This window comes from Streptomyces spiroverticillatus, assembly GCA_014650415.1.
GTDB classification, from domain to species: Bacteria; Actinomycetota; Actinomycetes; order Streptomycetales; family Streptomycetaceae; genus Streptomyces; species Streptomyces spiroverticillatus.
On sequence record BMUX01000003.1, the window covers coordinates 58969 to 73996 of the forward strand.

The following is a 15028-nucleotide window of genomic DNA, read 5'->3' on the forward strand; positions in this document are numbered from 1 at the left end:
ACCCCCCTACTCGACCTCGACCCCGTGATCCCCGATCAACTCCCCCAACCCGCCCCGATACCCCTTCCCACCGGCAACGAAATCCCAGTCGCCACCGCCACGCCGACGGAAGGACCCCAACACCAGAGCTGTCTCCCCCGGCCTCCCGTCCGCCACCGGCAAGCGATCCAGCTCAGCACCCGACACGTCCCGCAACAACACACTCGCATCCGTGAAACCCGACAAGTCGGCATCCGGATTCCTCTCAACATCCACGGACGCCACCAGAACGAGACGGTCCGCCTCCCTCGGCAACCCGTCGAACGCCACCCGCACGGCAGCCCGATCACCCGCCACACCCGGAACCATGCACACAGCGCCGTCCGGCGTCCGGGAATTGTTGAAGAAGACGAAGTACTCCTCCCCCAACACCCGACCGCCCGTGCACACCAACGCGCAGACGTCCAATGCCACGGGCCCCGCCCACGTCATGCCCAGCACGTTGAAGTCATCGCAGCCACTCGCATCGCTCGGCTCCCGAGGCGAGGGAACCGGCGCCACCACATCCACATCCGCACCCGCACCCGCACCCGCACCCGCACCACCCAACCTGCCGCGCAACCCACACCGGTGCAGCAGATCCACCAACTCCGCCCCCGACACCAACGTCAACGGCTTCCCCTGAGCAAACGTGTACGACCCCGGCCCGAACCCCGACGTCGTCACCAGAACACCCTTGTTCGCCCCAGCCCCCTGCACCGTCCCGAACAGATCACGCACCGCACTCGGCGGCACCGTATTCCGGTACCGCTTCACCTGAACAATGATCTTCCCGCCACTGATCGGATCCGGATCCAACGCATCCACATCCACCCCGCCATCATTCGACCGCTGCGTCGTCACCGCCTGCATCCCCCGAGCCCGAAACAGCTCAGCAACCAGCCCCTCGAACTCCACCGGATCCATCTCCAGCAAATCCGGCTCCCCCTCCGCCCCGTGCGACACCACCCCCGACCCCACCTGCTCCGGCAACCGCCCCGGCCGCACCGCCACCCGCTGATCCGGCCGCGCCGACAACTGCCCCCGCAACCCCTCCACCAGACAGTCCACCGCCGCCACAAACTCCAGGTTCAACGCCCCAAAAGCAGCCTTCTCCACCATCACCGTGCTCAAAAACACCTCAGCCGGCCGCCCCGTCACCGGATCCAGACCATCGACGAACCCGTTCACCACCACCGAGTCCAACGCCCCGAACTCATCCGCCACAAACACATCCCGCAACGCCAACAACACACACTGCGCCAACACACTCCGATACAACGCCTTGCGCTGCGTCATCGGACGCGCAGACTCCCGCTCCTCATCAGCACTCGCCACAAAACGCACCGACTTCACCTCAGGAACCACCTCGAACCCCGGCAACTCCCAATTCAGCACCAACTGACGCCCACCCCGGTCGAACGCACCCGACACCCGCCGCGGAAACCCCTCCGGCCAAGCCTCCGACGCATACAACGCCGCCGAAAAGAACTCCACCACCGTCTCCGGCTCACCCGCACGCAACGCATCCGCCATCCCGGCAATCCCCGCGTTGTGCCCACGGATCTCCGCCAGCCGAGCCGCCGCCCACGCGTCGTACTGCTGCCGATACCCCGCCAACTGCTGCTGCCGCTGCAACTCCGCCGCCTGCGCCGCATGCCAGTCCCGCTCGAACCGGGCCCGCGCCTCCTCCTGCGCCTGCGCCCGACGCGCAGCAGTCCACCCACCGCCCTGCGCCTGGTACCGCTGCGGATCCGGCATCACCACCGGCACCGCCAACTGCCCCGGCGCAAAAGGCTCCAACACCTCCGACCGCACCAACGCACCCACCCGGAACGGAGCCGCCCGACACCCCGAAGCAAGCAACCCCTCCAACCGGGCCACCTCGGCATCCAGCTCTTCCGTACGCCGCCGAGCCTCCGCCTCACGATGCTGCCGGTACGCCGCCTGCTGCTGCCGGTCCGCCCGCGCCCTCTCCCGCTCATACGCACGCTGCTGCTGTACCTGCGCCCGCTGCTGGGCCTCCATCCGACGCTGCTGCTGACGCTGCGCCTCAGCCCAGGTGCCGATCAGCCCACTCGACCGACGACTCATCCCGCTGCCCTCCCCACACGGGGCCAGGGAACGCCGCCCGGACCCCCGTACTGTCCCGGAAACGCAAGTGTCCCGGACCAGGGGTGGTCCGGGACAGCGTTTGGAACGAAGAGAGCCGCCTGTCGGAATCGAACCGACGACATCCGACTTACAAGATCGGTGCTCTGCCAATTGAGCTAAGGCGGCGCTGCGCACACCGCGAATCGCGCGCACAAGCACTCTCACTTTACACAGCGCGCTCCCCACTGATCCACGAACTTTCCACCGCCCCCGTAACCCGCCCGACAACTCGTTCGTTGAACGCACTGAATCGCTGTTCCGACTATCGGACAACGCGACGAAGCGAGGGAGGGGACATGACCGAGGCACTCGAGCAACCGCTCCCGCCCCGCGTCACCGGCGCCGAGGCCAAGCGCATCAAGCGCGAGGCCCTGCGCATCCCCGACCAGAGCAAGCACCACCAGCGCCCCGCCACCCCCATGAAACGCCGCGCCAAGGAACCCGGCACCCACCAGCGCGTCTACCGCTACCGCTGCTACCCGACCCCCGACCAGGCAGAACAGCTCATCGAGACCTTCGGCGCCTGCCGCTGGGTCTACAACGAGGGCCTGACCCTGCGGTCGAACGCCTGGCGCGACCACCGCGTCTCCGTCGGCTTCGCCGAGACCTGCCGTGCGCTCACCGGTTGGCGTCAGGCCCGCGAGACGTGCTGGCTCCAGAACGTCTCCTCGACCGTCCTCCAGCAGTCCCTCCGCCACCTCGAAAGCGCCTTCACCCGGTTCTTCAAGGGAGGGGCGAATTACCCGCAGCGCAAGAAGAAGGGCCGCTCGCGCGACTCGGCGACGTACGTCCGTACTGGCTTCCGCTGGTTCGAGGACCCCGAACGCCCCGGCACCGGTCTGATCGCCCTCGCCAAGCAGACCGACCCCCTCGACATCCGCTGGTCCCGCCCGCTCCCCGCAGGCACCACGCCCGTGAAGCTCACGATGACCCGGGACCGCGTGGGCCGCTTCTTCCTCTCCGTCCTGGTCGAGGAACACATCGAGCCCCTCCCTCCCGTCTTCCTGCCGGGCACCCGCGCTCCGAAGGCGGTCGGCATCGACCTCGGTCTGGCCACCCTCGTCACGCTCGACGACGGCGAGAAGCTGGACCATCCCCGTTTGCTCCGGAAGTACGAGAAGAAGCTCGCCAAGGCGCAGCGCGAGCTGCACCGCAAGAAGAGGGGATCGGCGAACCGGGAGAAGGCACGCCAGGAGATCGCCCGCCTGTACGCCCTGATCGGCGACGTCCGCAGGGACATGCTGGACCAGCTCACCACCCGCCTCGTGCGCGAGAACCAAGTGCTCGTGGTGGAAGACCTGGCCGTCATGAACCTGCTGAGGACAACCACCGGCCCTGGCCGCAAGCGCAAGGCGAAGCTGAACCAGTCGATCTTCGACGCCTCGTGGGGCGAGCTGCTGAAGCAGCTCCGCTACAAGTGCGAGTGGTACGGGCGGACGCTCGTGATCGTCGACCGGTACTTCCCGTCGACACGGCGTTGCTCGTCCTGCCACGTGAAGGGGGAGCGGCTGGATCTCTCCGTGCGGGAATGGAAGTGCGGCAGTTGCGGCGCGGTGCACGACCGGGACGTGAACGCGGCGCAGAACCTCCGTGAGGAGGGAATGCGGCTGTATGGGCTGGTGGCCGGGTCCCTGCCTCCGGGACGGACCCCACCACCCGTGATCCGCGCCTCCGAAGTGCCGGAGGTTCCACTGGCCGCTTGATGCACGTGCTGTACCGGACCGACGGGCCGTCGGCCGTGATGCCTGTGGAGCCCATGTAAGACCGGTGGGGTGCGGTTCTTGAGGACCGCGCTCGGCCGGCAGCGGGTAGTGAAGCAGGAAGTGCTGCGTACGGGGCCAAAAGGCAAGTGCTCTGTCACCGCATCAATAGGCCAAAAAGCCCGTGCTCTTCCCACATCAGCGCACGGTCAAAAGTGGGGAACTCTGCCCACCAGCCAGTCCCCGAAATTTCCCTGCCCGCGAAGTACTGACAGAACCCATCCCCCCAGGTAGCGTCACCCCTGGTCCGCCAAATTGGACCAGACCACTCCCTTACAACGGATCGTCCGGCACGTTCCTGCCGGTGAAGGAGACGCATCACCATGGCAACAGTCACGTTCGACAAGGCCACCCGCATCTACCCGGGCTCCACCAAGCCCGCCGTGGACCAGCTGGAGATCGCGATCGAGGACGGCGAGTTCCTCGTCCTCGTCGGCCCCTCCGGCTGCGGAAAGTCGACCTCCCTGCGCATGCTCGCGGGTCTCGAGGACGTCAACGGCGGTGCGATCCGCATCGGCGACCGCGACGTCACGCACCTGCCGCCGAAGGACCGGGACATCGCCATGGTGTTCCAGAACTACGCGCTCTACCCGCACATGTCCGTCGCGGACAACATGGGCTTCGCCCTGAAGATCGCGGGCGTCAACAAGGCCGAGATCCGCAAGAAGGTCGAAGAGGCCGCGAAGATCCTCGACCTCACCGAGTACCTCGACCGCAAGCCGAAGGCCCTCTCCGGCGGTCAGCGCCAGCGTGTCGCCATGGGCCGCGCCATCGTGCGTGAGCCGCAGGTCTTCCTCATGGACGAGCCGCTGTCGAACCTCGACGCCAAGCTCCGCGTCTCGACCCGTACGCAGATCGCGAGCCTCCAGCGCCGCCTGGGCATCACGACCGTGTACGTCACGCACGACCAGGTCGAGGCCATGACCATGGGCGACCGCGTCGCGGTCCTCAAGGACGGTCTGCTCCAGCAGGTCGACTCGCCGCGCAACATGTACGACCGCCCGGCCAACCTCTTCGTCGCCGGCTTCATCGGCTCCCCGGCCATGAACCTGGTCGAGGTCCCGATCACCGACGGCGGCGTGAAGTTCGGCAACAGCGTCGTCCCGGTCTCCCGCGAGGCCCTGTCCGCCGCCGCCGACAAGGGCGACACCACGGTCACCGTCGGTGTGCGCCCCGAGCACTTCGACATCGTCGAGCACGGCGGCGAGGCCGCGAAGACCCTCTCCAAGGACACCAGCGACGCCCCGGCGGGCCTCGCCGTCTCCGTCAACGTCGTCGAGGAGCTCGGCGCCGACGGTTACGTGTACGGCTCCGCCGAGGTCGGCGGCGAGCACAAGGACCTCGTCGTCCGCGTCAACGGCCGCGCCGTCCCGGACAAGGGCACCGAGCTGCACGTCGTCCCGCGCCCGGGCGAGCTGCACGTCTTCTCCACCAAGACGGGCGAGCGCCTCAGCGACTGACCCCGGTCAGCCTCAAGTACGGTCAAGGGCCCCGCACTTCGGTGCGGGGCCCTTCCGCGTGCCGTGCGCTTGCCCAAGCGCACACCGACAAACGTTTATGTGCCGACCAGCTCAAATACCCCGGCACACTGGGCATTTCGAGCCGCGTACGTCAACACACAATTCGAAAAGGCGGATCGAACCTTCCCTCATCAGGGTGACGGAATGTCGCCAAATCGTCACCGCCCGCTACGCTCACTCGCGTGACCCACTCAGCCCGCCGCATCGGCCGAACTCTCGCCCTCGTCCTGCCCGTCGTCCTGGTGCTCTCCGGGACCCTCGCCGTCACCCGCGTCCCGTGGGTCGCCGGCACTCCCGAGTCCCAGATGCTCACCGCATCCGCCGAGGACGTCTCCACCCAGGCCAAGTCCCGTGCCCCGCAGGATATTCTGCGCGACCGGCTCCTGGTGGAGCTTCAGGAGAAGGACCCCGGAACGGCTCTCACGCACCTCCAGCGCGAGGTCGAGCGCCGCCCGTCCCTCGCCAAGCACTGCATGAACATCGCGCGCTCGCTGGGCCGCGCCGCCGTCAAGCACTACGGCCCGACCCGCGCCCAGTCGTACTCGCGGCCCGTCTGCGACACGTCCTTCGCCTCCGGCGTCGCGAACCACCGCCCCTGATCGGCCGAAACGGACCACCGGTAGACACCCCACAGAACTGACGGCCCTGCCCCTCAACGGCGGCGCCCCCCGCGCCGCATATCGTCCCCTGCATGACCACCCCCGACACAACGGCGCCCGCAGCCCCCACCCAGGCCGTCGTCCTGGCCGGCGGCCAGGGCTCGCGACTGCGCCCGTACACCGACGACCGGCCCAAGCCGATGGTCGAGATTCCCGGCACCGGAACCCCGATCATCGGCCATCAACTCGCCTGGCTCGCCGCCGAGGGCGTCACTGACGCCGTCGTCTCCTGCGGCCACCTCGCCGAGGTCCTCCAGGACTGGCTGACCGAGCAGGCCCCCCAACTCCCCTTGCACGTCACGACCGTTGTCGAGACGGAGCCCCTGGGTCGAGGCGGCGGCCTGAAGTACGCCGCCAAGCACCTGCCGCACCCCGAGCAGCCCTGGTACGCCACGAACGGCGACATCTGGACCCGCTTCTCCCTGCGCGAGATGGCCGCCTTCCACGCCGAACGCGACGCCACCGCCACCCTGGCCCTGGCCCGCCCCCGCATCCCGTGGGGCGCCGTCGAGACGGACACCTTCGGCAACGTCACCGACTTCATCGAGTCGCCGCCCTCGCCGTACCTCATCAACGCGGGCGTGTACGTCTTCTCCGCCGCCTTCACCGCCCTCCTGCCCGACCTCGGCGACCACGAGCGCACGACCTTCCCGCGCCTCGCCCGCTCCCGCAGCCTGGCCGGCTACCCGATCCCCCAGGGCGCCTACTGGCGGGCGATCGACACCGCCAAGGACCTCACCGAGGCCGCCAAGGAGCTTGCCGCGCAGGGGCGTTGAGAACGTACGGGAAAGGGCCCGGCGCCATCCCCGGCGCCGGGCCCTTCTCCGTGTACGTACGCGTCCCGCCCTACCCGAGCAGTCCGCCGATCACCTTGTCCCCGCCGGACCCTCCGCCGGAGTTCCCGCCCTGGGAGCCGCCGGAGGACGAGCCGCCCGAGCCGGACCCGCCGGAGGAGGAGGAGCCGCCGTCGCCGGTGCCGCCGCTGGAGGACGGTCCCGCCGTGGCCGAGGGGCCCGAGGAGGCCGAGGCCGGCGGGTTGTTCCGGGTGGGGGTGCGGCCGGTGGAGCCCCGCGTCCGGCTGGGGCCCGCGGTCGCGCCCGCGGTGGCCGTGGCGCGCGGCCCGGCCGTGCTGCTGGGCTTCGCCGACGGCGAGACCGAGGAGGAGGCGGAGGGCTTGGGGGCCTTGCGCTGCGGTCCCTGCGAGGTGCGCTGGGCGCCGGGCTCCTTGGGGAGCGGGCGGCCCGGCAGGTGGTTCGCCGGGTCGTCGTCGGGTCCGGGCACGACGACCTCGGCCGAGCGGACCGCCCCGCCGAGCACCGAGCCGACCAGCAGGGTGAGTCCGACGACCAGCGTCACCATCAGGAAGCCGCGTCGCAGCACGCGCCGCCGCAGCTCCCACACCGCGCTGCGCGGCCCCAGCGTCCGCCAGGCCTCGCCCGCGAGCCGGGAGTCCATCGAGTAGACGGGCGCACCGGCGATGATCAGCGGCGACCAGGCGGCGAGGTAGATGATGTCCGGCGCGTCGTACGCGGGGACGCTCTTCCAGCTCACGGTGAGCAGCAGTGCCGCCGACAGCAGCGTCCCGAAGACCGCCGCGACCCGCTGCCACAGGCCGAGCACCGTGAGCACGCCCACGACGACCTGGAGGAACGCCACGCTGAGCCCGGCACCGACCGGGTGCTGGAGCGCGAAGTCCCGCAGCGGCTCGGCGAGCGGCCAGGGGTGCAGCGCGTTGAGCCACTTGACCATGGAGCCGCGCTCGCCGCCGTCGAAGAAGACGGGGTCGCAGAGCTTGCCCATGCCGGCGTAGATGGAGATGAAGCCGAGGAAGACGCGCAGCGGGAGCAGCACGACGCCGAGGTTCATCCGCCGGTCGGGGTAGAAGGAGTGCCGCGAGCGCCCGTCACCGCGCCCGTCCGCCTCCGACTCTTCGTCGTCGTAAGGGAGTTGGTCCTCGTAGGCGTCGTATGCGCCCTCGGCCTGCCGCATCCGGGGCAGCATCCGGGTCGGCTCGCCGGTGACGGCCGGGGTCTGCATGGTGTCGTCGGGTGCGGGCTCCGGCGGGCCGATGCGCGGGATGAGCTGCGTCGCCCCGGCATCGAGCCCTGCGTCGAGGTCGTCGGCGGGGCCTGCGGGGCGGGTGGCGGTCGAGTTGCGTACGGCCTGGAGGAGCCCGCCCGCGCCGGGGTCGCCCGGCTCGGACCTGCCCGTCCACACGACGGGCGCCCGGCGGCGTCCGGCCGCCGCGCCCGCCGCCGCACCGACCGCAGCGGCTCCCGCCCCGCTGAGCGCGGGGATCTTCGCCGTCCGGTCGTCCAGAGCACCCCGCACCACGGTGGGGCGCGCGCTCTGGCTCGGGGCGAGCTGCACGCGGAAGCTGGCGTGGTTGACGATGACCTGCGCCGGGTCGCAGGGCACCTTGACCATGCTCAGTGCGGGCTGATCGTCGAACCCGGGTGTTCTGGTGTCCACACTCATCTAACCGAGTGATGTGTGTTTAGGACACTGCCTTGACGCCCTCGATCTGTCCGAGACCCGTCAAATCGACACGTTCTCGCAGACACCGCAGGTCAACACAGGTGGACGAAAAGGGCCCCGGACGGAATCCGGGGCCCTCTAGCGCAAACTGACGCACTACTTCCGACGACGCGCCGTCTCGTACAGGACGATCCCGGCCGCGACACCGGCGTTCAGCGACTCGGCGCCGCCGGGCATCGAGATGCGTACGCGGTAGTCGCAGGTCTCGCCGACGAGGCGGCCGAGGCCCTTGCCCTCGGAGCCGATGACGATGACGACGGGACCGCCGATGGCCTCCAGGTCCTCGACCTTGTGCTCGCCGTCGGCGGTGAGGCCGACGATCGTGAGACCGGCCTTCTTGTAGTCCTCCAGCGCGCGGGTCAGGTTGGTGACGCGCGAGACGGGGGTGCGGGCGGCGGTTCCGGCGGAGGACTTCCACGCGCCGGCGGTCATGTGGGCCGCGCGCCGCTCGGGCACGACGACGCCGTGGCCGCCGAAGGCGTTGGTGGAGCGGATGATCGCGCCGAGGTTGCGCGGGTCGGTGACGCCGTCGAGGGCGACGATCAGCGGTTCCTCGTGGTTGTCGTGCGCGGCGTCGATCAGGTCCTGCGGGTGGGCGTACTCGTACGGCGGGACCTGCAGGACGATGCCCTGGTGGTTGAGGCCGTTGGTCATGCGGTCCAGCTCGGCGCGCGGGGCCTCCATGAGGTTGATCTTGCCGCGCTCGCCGGCGAGCTGGAGGATGTCGCGGACCCGCTCGTCGTTGTCGATGTACTGCTGGACGTACAGCGTGATCGCGGGGACGCCGTCGCGCAGGGCCTCGTACACGGGGTTGCGGCCGACGACCATCTCCGAGGTGCCCTTGACACCGCCGCGGCGGGGGGCGGGGCGGCGCGCCTGGGCGTGCTTGGCCTTGGCGGTGGCGAGACGGTTCGCCTTGTGCTTCTTGCGGTCCTCGGCCTTGGGGGTGGGGCCGCGGCCTTCGAGGCCCTTGCGACGCTGGCCGCCGCTGCCGACCTGCATGCCCTTCTTGTTGGACGTGCGTCGGTTCCTGCGCTGGCTGTTGCCGGCCATGACTACCTGTTTCCTGTGGATCCGGCGATCCACATGGTGATGCAGATCGTCAATGCGTACGTAAATGAAGTGTGCCGCCCGGGGTCCCGGGCGGCACATCGGAAGGCCCTTTCGCGGGCCCTGCTCGCCTCAGCCCCTAGCGGGGCCCGAGCGTCCACCTCGGTCCGGACGGGCTGTCCTCGATGACGAGCCCCGACTGCTGGAGCTGGTCGCGGATGGCGTCGGCCGCCGCCCAGTCCTTGCGCTCGCGCGCGGACTGACGCTGGTCGAGCACGAGTCGTACGAGAGTGTCGACGACCCCGTGGAGGTCCTCGCCCCGGTCGGACTCGCCGGCCCAGTGCGCGTCGAGCGGGTCGAGGCCCAGGACGCCGAGCATGGCGCGGACCTCGGCCAGCCTGGCGACGGCGGCTTCCTTGTCGTCGGCGGCCAGGGCGGAGTTCCCCTGCCTGACCGTCGTGTGGATGATCGCGAGGGCCTGCGGGACGCCGAGGTCGTCGTCCATGGCCTCGGCGAACGCGGGCGGCACCTCGGCGGCGGGCTCGACCGGCCCCGCCTTCTCCACCACGCGCTGCACGAAACCCTCGATGCGCGCGAAGGCGGACTCGGCCTCGCGCAGGGCGTCCTCGCTGTACTCGATGGCGGAGCGGTAGTGCGGCGTACCGAGGTAGTAGCGCAGCACGATGGGCCGCCAGGCCTTGACCATCTCGCTGACGAGGACGGAGTTGCCGAGGGACTTCGACATCTTCTCGTTGGCCATGGTGACCCAGTGGTTGTGCACCCAGAAGTTGGCGAAGTCGTCGCCGTAGGCCTTGGCCTGGGCGATCTCGTTCTCGTGGTGCGGGAAGATCAGGTCGATCCCGCCGCCGTGGATGTCGAAGGCCTTGCCGAGGTACTTGTGCGCCATGGCCGAGCACTCCAGGTGCCAGCCGGGACGCCCGCGGCCCCAGGGGGTCTCCCAGGAGGGCTCGCCGGGCTTGGCGGCCTTCCACATCGCGAAGTCGCGGGGGTCGCGCTTGCCGGTCTCGCCCTCGCCGGAGGGCTGGAGGAGGTTGTCCAGCTCCTGGTTCGACAGCTCCAGGTAGCCGTCGTACGAGCGGACGTCGAAGTAGACGTTCCCGTCGGCCTCGTAGGCGTGACCGCGCTCGATGAGGCCGCGCATCATCTCGACCATCTCGGTGATGTGGCCGGTGGCGCGGGGCTCGTAGGTGGGCGGGAGGCAACCGAGCACGTCGTAGCCGGAGTTGAAGGCGCGCTCGTTCTCGTAGCCGATGGACCACCACGGGCGGTTCTGGTCCGCCGACTTCGCGATGATCTTGTCGTCGATGTCGGTCACATTGCGGATGAAGGTCACGTCGTAGCCGCGGTGGGCGAACCACCGCTGCATGATGTCGAAGTTCAGTCCCGACCTGATGTGCCCGATGTGCGGGGCCGCCTGCACGGTGGCGCCACACAGGTAGATCGAGACACAGCCCGGGACGAGCGGGGTGAAGTCACGCGTCTGCCGGGCGCTGGTGTCGTACAGGCGAATAGTCACCCTGCAAGGGTACTGAGTGTTTCACGTGAAACGGGCCCGTACCCCGCGCAAAAGCACGGCGGGACACGGGCCCGGAGGGGTGCCTAGATGTTACCGACGACCTTGCGGGCCGTCACGCGGACGACGACGCGCTCGGTGTCGTTGACGGAGGTCGGGTTGAACTCGGCGTACTTCTTGCCCGTGTACTTCACGGACAGCTCGTCGATCAGTTCCTGACCGCCCTCGGTCGTCAGCTCGGCGGTCCCCCGGATCTCGGCGTACGTGTAGGGGGAGTCGAAGGGCTGGAGCAGCACGGTGACGCGGGGGTCGCGGCGCAGGTTCTTCTCCTTGCGCCGGCCGATCGTCGTCGAGAACAGCACGGCGTCGCCGTCCCGCTTCACCCAGACCGGGGAGACCTGGGGGCTGCCGTCGGGCTGGATGGTGGCGACGGAGATGAAGACGGGGGTGTCGAGGAGTGCCTTGAGGTCTTCGCTGAGTGCGGCGGTCACGTCGGCTCGCGTCCTTCCGGGGTTACGGATACGGCTTGGCCCCCTACGTCTACCCCACCGCCCGCCCCCCATGGCAGAGGCAGGACGGCAAGGAGCGCCCCGGTGAGCGGCACGGCGGCGAGCACGCCCCACAGGACGACGCCCCCGCCCGCCAGCAGCGTTCCGGTCGCGGAACTCCCGATCAGCACCACCAGCCCCGACACGGACGACAGCGCGCCCATGGCGAGCCCGAGATGCCTGTCGTCGACCAGGTCCGGGACGAGGGCGCGGGCGGCCGGGACGAGGAGCATCTGGCCGAGCGTGATCGCGACGACGAGGAACGCGCCGGGGAGCAGCCCGGCGGCCCCGGTGAGGTGCAGCGGTACGGAGGCGGCCACCCCGAGGAACCCGGCCGCCACCACTCCGAGCCCTCCGACGAGCGCGGTCCGCAGTCCGAGCCGTCGCCCGGCCCACCGGGTGACGGGCAGCTGTACGAAGACGACCAGCAGCGAGGACAGCGCGAAGAGCCAGCCGAGGGCGGCCTGCGATCCGGTCGCCCGCTCGACCTCGGCGGGCAGGGCCAGGTACAGCTGGTTGTACGCCACCAGATAGGTGCTGTACGCCAGGCACACGATCACGAACCCGGGGCTGCGCACCAGCGCCCGCACCCCGCCCCGCCGGTGCTCCCTCGCGTGCGCCCCTTCCCGTGCGGGCATCAGCCGCCAGTGCCCGGCGAGCACGGCCACGAAGACCACGGCTCCCGCCAGGCAGGCGGCCCGGAATCCGACCAGGAGCAGCAGGGACCCCAGCAACGGACCGACGAATGCCCCCGCCTGCCCGGCCGCCGAGAACACCGCCAGCACCTGTGCCCGAGGCGTCCCCGTCTCCGTCTCGAACCGCACGGCCTCGCGCGCGGTCTCCGATTCGACGGCGGGCGAGAAGAGCGCCGCCGCGAACCCGATCAGCAGCACGGCCCCGATGACGGTCCCCGTGCTCCCCGCGAACGCCAGCCATACGAACCCGGCGATCCGCAGCACGCACCCCACCAGCACCACGGGCCTCGGCCCGTACCGATCGGTGAGCGCCCCACCCACCACGAACAGCCCCTGCTGGCTGAACGTCCGCAACCCCAGCACGAACCCGACCACCCACCCGGCCATCCCGAGCGCCCCGCCGAGGTGCTGCGCCAGGTACGGCAGCACCGCGAAGAACCCCACATTGAACGCAAGCTGCGTCCCGACGAGCAGCCGCAGGTAGGGCGTCAGCTCCCGCACCTCGGCGAGGGCCCGCCACCTTCCACCCTTCGGGGCCCTGCCATCCGCCTTGTAAGGGCGGCGCTCAACACTGGAGCTGCGCTCACGCCCCGCCGCCCCCTTGGGCGCGCCCCCTTCCGCCGCCGCCCCCTTGGGCGCGCCCCCTCCCGCCGCCGCCCCCTTGGGCGGCGGGGCCGCCCCCCGGGGGCGGGACGGGCGGGCAAGGGGGCGGCCCCTCCCGCTCCCGGCCCGCCCGGGTGCCGCCCCTCGGCCCGCCCCGGTACCGTCCGGCCCCCGCTCCGGCCCCCTCACGCCCGTACCTCCACCAAGTCCTTGTCCACAGCTGTGGACAACCGGCCCCGGCGGCCGGCGGCCCCCGCCACTGCCGCCCACAGCACCGCCCCCACCCCCAGCACCACCAGCGCCGCCGCCGGTGCCAGGACAGACCACGGCGCCCGCTCGGCGTAGGGCAGGTTCTCGGCCAGCATCCGCCCCCACTCCGGAGCGGGCGGGGCCGCGCCCAGCCCCAGGAAGCTCAGCGAGGCGAGGGCCAGAGCGAGGGCGGGGATACGCAGCACCGCGTGCCGGACGACCCCCGGGAGGACGCCGGGGAGGACATGGCGGCGCAGGACCCAGCCCCGCCCCGCCCCCAGCGCCCGCGCCGCCGCGACATGCGGAGCCGCACGTTCCTGCTCGTACAGCGCACGCGTGTGCGCGGCGAGCGGGGCCCAGGCGACGACCGACACCGCGACCGCCGCCGCCACCGCGCCCGGTCCCGCGACGCCCGCCACGACCAGGCCCGCGACGATCGCGGGCAGCGCGTTCACCATCTCGGTGAAGCCGCCCGCCCCGGGGAGGAGCCCCACCAGTACCCCGACCACCAGCGTCACCACGGACACCGCCAGCGCCGCCAGCACTGTCCGCCCCGCCCCGTGCCCGAGCCGGGCCAGCGTGTCGCGGCCGAGGGAGTCGGTGCCGAGCGGATGCCCGGCGCCGGGCCCGGCGAGGCGGGCGGTCACGTCGATGGCGTACGGATCGCGCAGCAGCCCCGCCACCACGACCCCCACGAACACCACCGTCACCAGCACCGCCCCCCAGCGCACCGCCCGCCCGGCCTCCAGCCGGGGCCTGACCAGCGTCGGAAGCGCCCCGTCGCGCAGGGCGGGCCCCAGGAGCAGCCGCCCGAGCCCGCGCACCGCGAGCCCCGCCGCCACCCCCAGCAACAGCAGCACCAGGACGGAGGCCTGGAGGACCGGGAGATCCTGCGCGAGGGCGGCCGCCAGCGCCGTACCCCCCAGCCCGGGAATCGCGAAGAGGGTCTCGACCGCGACCGCCCCGCCCGTCAGCCCGACCACCACGAACCCGAACTGCGGCAGCACCCCGGGCAGCGTCCTGCGCAGCGCGTGCAGCGCCACCCGCGCACCAGGGATCCCACCTGCCGCAGCCGCCCGCGCCCAGGGCTCCGCGAAGGCCCCCGGCAGCGCGTCGTCGAGCAGCCGCCCGAGCAGCGCTCCGGCCGGGATGCCCATGGCCACGGCAGGCAGCACTACGGCCGCGAAGGTCCCCCAGCCCACCGCCGGGAACCACCCCAGTTGAACGGCGAAGACCGTCGCCAGCACCGCCGCGATCAAGAACTCCGGCAGCGCGGCCAGCACCGCCCCGACCACGCCCGCCCGCGCCCGTACGAGCCCCCGCCGCGCCCCGAGCCGCAGCGTCCGCAGGCACAGCAGCCCCGCCAGCACCACGGCCACCAGCAGCGAGCAGCCCATCAGAGACAGAGACACCCCGAGGGCACCCGTCACATCCGGGCCGACGGGCGCGCCCGACACCCACGACACCCCGAAGTCCCCGCGCAGGGCCGCGCCGAGCCAGCCGCCCAGCACGTGCAGCGGGCCGCCGTCGAGGCCGGTCTCGGCGCGGATGGCGGCGAGCGTCTCGGGCGTCGGCGGCCGGTCGGCGTACCGCGCGTGGAGGATGGTGAGCGCCGGATCGTTCCTGGTCAGCCAGGGCAGCAGCCCGACCGCCAGCACCACCGCGAGGAGGGCGACGGCCCGCCCCGCGAACCCCCTCAG

11 protein-coding genes and 1 tRNA gene are annotated in these 15028 nt (G+C 71.0%); 4 read left to right on the plus strand and 8 right to left on the minus strand.

Annotated elements, in window-relative coordinates:
- Positions 1 to 6: 6 nt before the first annotated feature.
- On the minus strand, positions 7 to 2112 hold the full coding sequence (locus IE269_RS08325) for a restriction endonuclease (RefSeq protein ID WP_189822168.1): 2106 nt from the start codon (positions 2110 to 2112) through the stop codon (positions 7 to 9).
- A gap of 113 nt (positions 2113 to 2225) precedes the next feature.
- Positions 2226 to 2298, minus strand: a tRNA-Thr gene (locus IE269_RS08330).
- Positions 2299 to 2468: 170 nt separating this feature from the next.
- Here IE269_RS08330 and IE269_RS08335 point away from each other — a divergent pair.
- The 4 genes from IE269_RS08335 (at position 2469) to IE269_RS08350 (ending at position 6887) form a co-directional block, all read left to right on the plus strand.
- A complete protein-coding gene (locus IE269_RS08335; RefSeq protein ID WP_189822169.1) occupies positions 2469 to 3875 on the plus strand; it encodes an RNA-guided endonuclease InsQ/TnpB family protein in 1407 nt (468 codons plus the stop codon).
- A 380-nt stretch (positions 3876 to 4255) separates the two neighbouring features.
- Positions 4256 to 5392, plus strand: a complete 1137-nt coding sequence (locus IE269_RS08340; RefSeq protein WP_189822170.1) for an ABC transporter ATP-binding protein — start codon at positions 4256 to 4258, stop codon at positions 5390 to 5392.
- 242 nt (positions 5393 to 5634) lie between these two features.
- Positions 5635 to 6051: a hypothetical protein gene (locus tag IE269_RS08345; protein WP_189822171.1), complete on the plus strand. Its 417-nt coding sequence runs from the start codon at positions 5635 to 5637 to the stop codon at positions 6049 to 6051.
- Between the two features lie 92 nt (positions 6052 to 6143).
- Complete coding sequence (locus IE269_RS08350) at positions 6144 to 6887, plus strand: nucleotidyltransferase family protein (RefSeq protein ID WP_189822172.1); 744 nt, start codon at positions 6144 to 6146, stop codon at positions 6885 to 6887.
- Positions 6888 to 6957: 70 nt separating this feature from the next.
- Here the strand turns inward: IE269_RS08350 and IE269_RS08355 are convergent, their stop codons facing one another.
- The 6 genes from IE269_RS08355 to IE269_RS08380 all read right to left on the minus strand — a co-directional run bounded on the left by IE269_RS08355 (position 6958) and on the right by IE269_RS08380 (position 15028).
- On the minus strand, positions 6958 to 8589 hold the full coding sequence (locus tag IE269_RS08355) for a DoxX family membrane protein (protein ID WP_189822173.1): 1632 nt from the start codon (positions 8587 to 8589) through the stop codon (positions 6958 to 6960).
- Positions 8590 to 8745: 156 nt separating this feature from the next.
- Positions 8746 to 9702: a 23S rRNA (guanosine(2251)-2'-O)-methyltransferase RlmB gene (gene rlmB, locus IE269_RS08360; RefSeq protein WP_189822174.1), complete on the minus strand. Its 957-nt coding sequence runs from the start codon at positions 9700 to 9702 to the stop codon at positions 8746 to 8748.
- 136 nt (positions 9703 to 9838) lie between these two features.
- Positions 9839 to 11236, minus strand: a complete 1398-nt coding sequence (cysS, locus tag IE269_RS08365; RefSeq protein WP_189822175.1) for a cysteine--tRNA ligase — start codon at positions 11234 to 11236, stop codon at positions 9839 to 9841.
- A gap of 83 nt (positions 11237 to 11319) precedes the next feature.
- On the minus strand, positions 11320 to 11724 hold the full coding sequence (locus tag IE269_RS08370) for a PPOX class F420-dependent oxidoreductase (protein ID WP_189822176.1): 405 nt from the start codon (positions 11722 to 11724) through the stop codon (positions 11320 to 11322).
- Positions 11721 to 12977 carry an MFS transporter gene (locus tag IE269_RS08375; RefSeq protein WP_229897480.1) on the minus strand — a complete coding sequence of 419 codons (1257 nt, stop codon included), beginning with the start codon at positions 12975 to 12977 and terminating at the stop codon, positions 11721 to 11723. Before IE269_RS08375 ends, IE269_RS08370 begins: the two co-directional genes overlap by 4 nt.
- Positions 12978 to 13264: 287 nt before the next feature.
- Positions 13265 to 15028, minus strand: coding sequence for an ABC transporter permease subunit (locus tag IE269_RS08380; RefSeq protein ID WP_189822733.1), 1764 nt, complete (start codon positions 15026 to 15028; stop codon positions 13265 to 13267).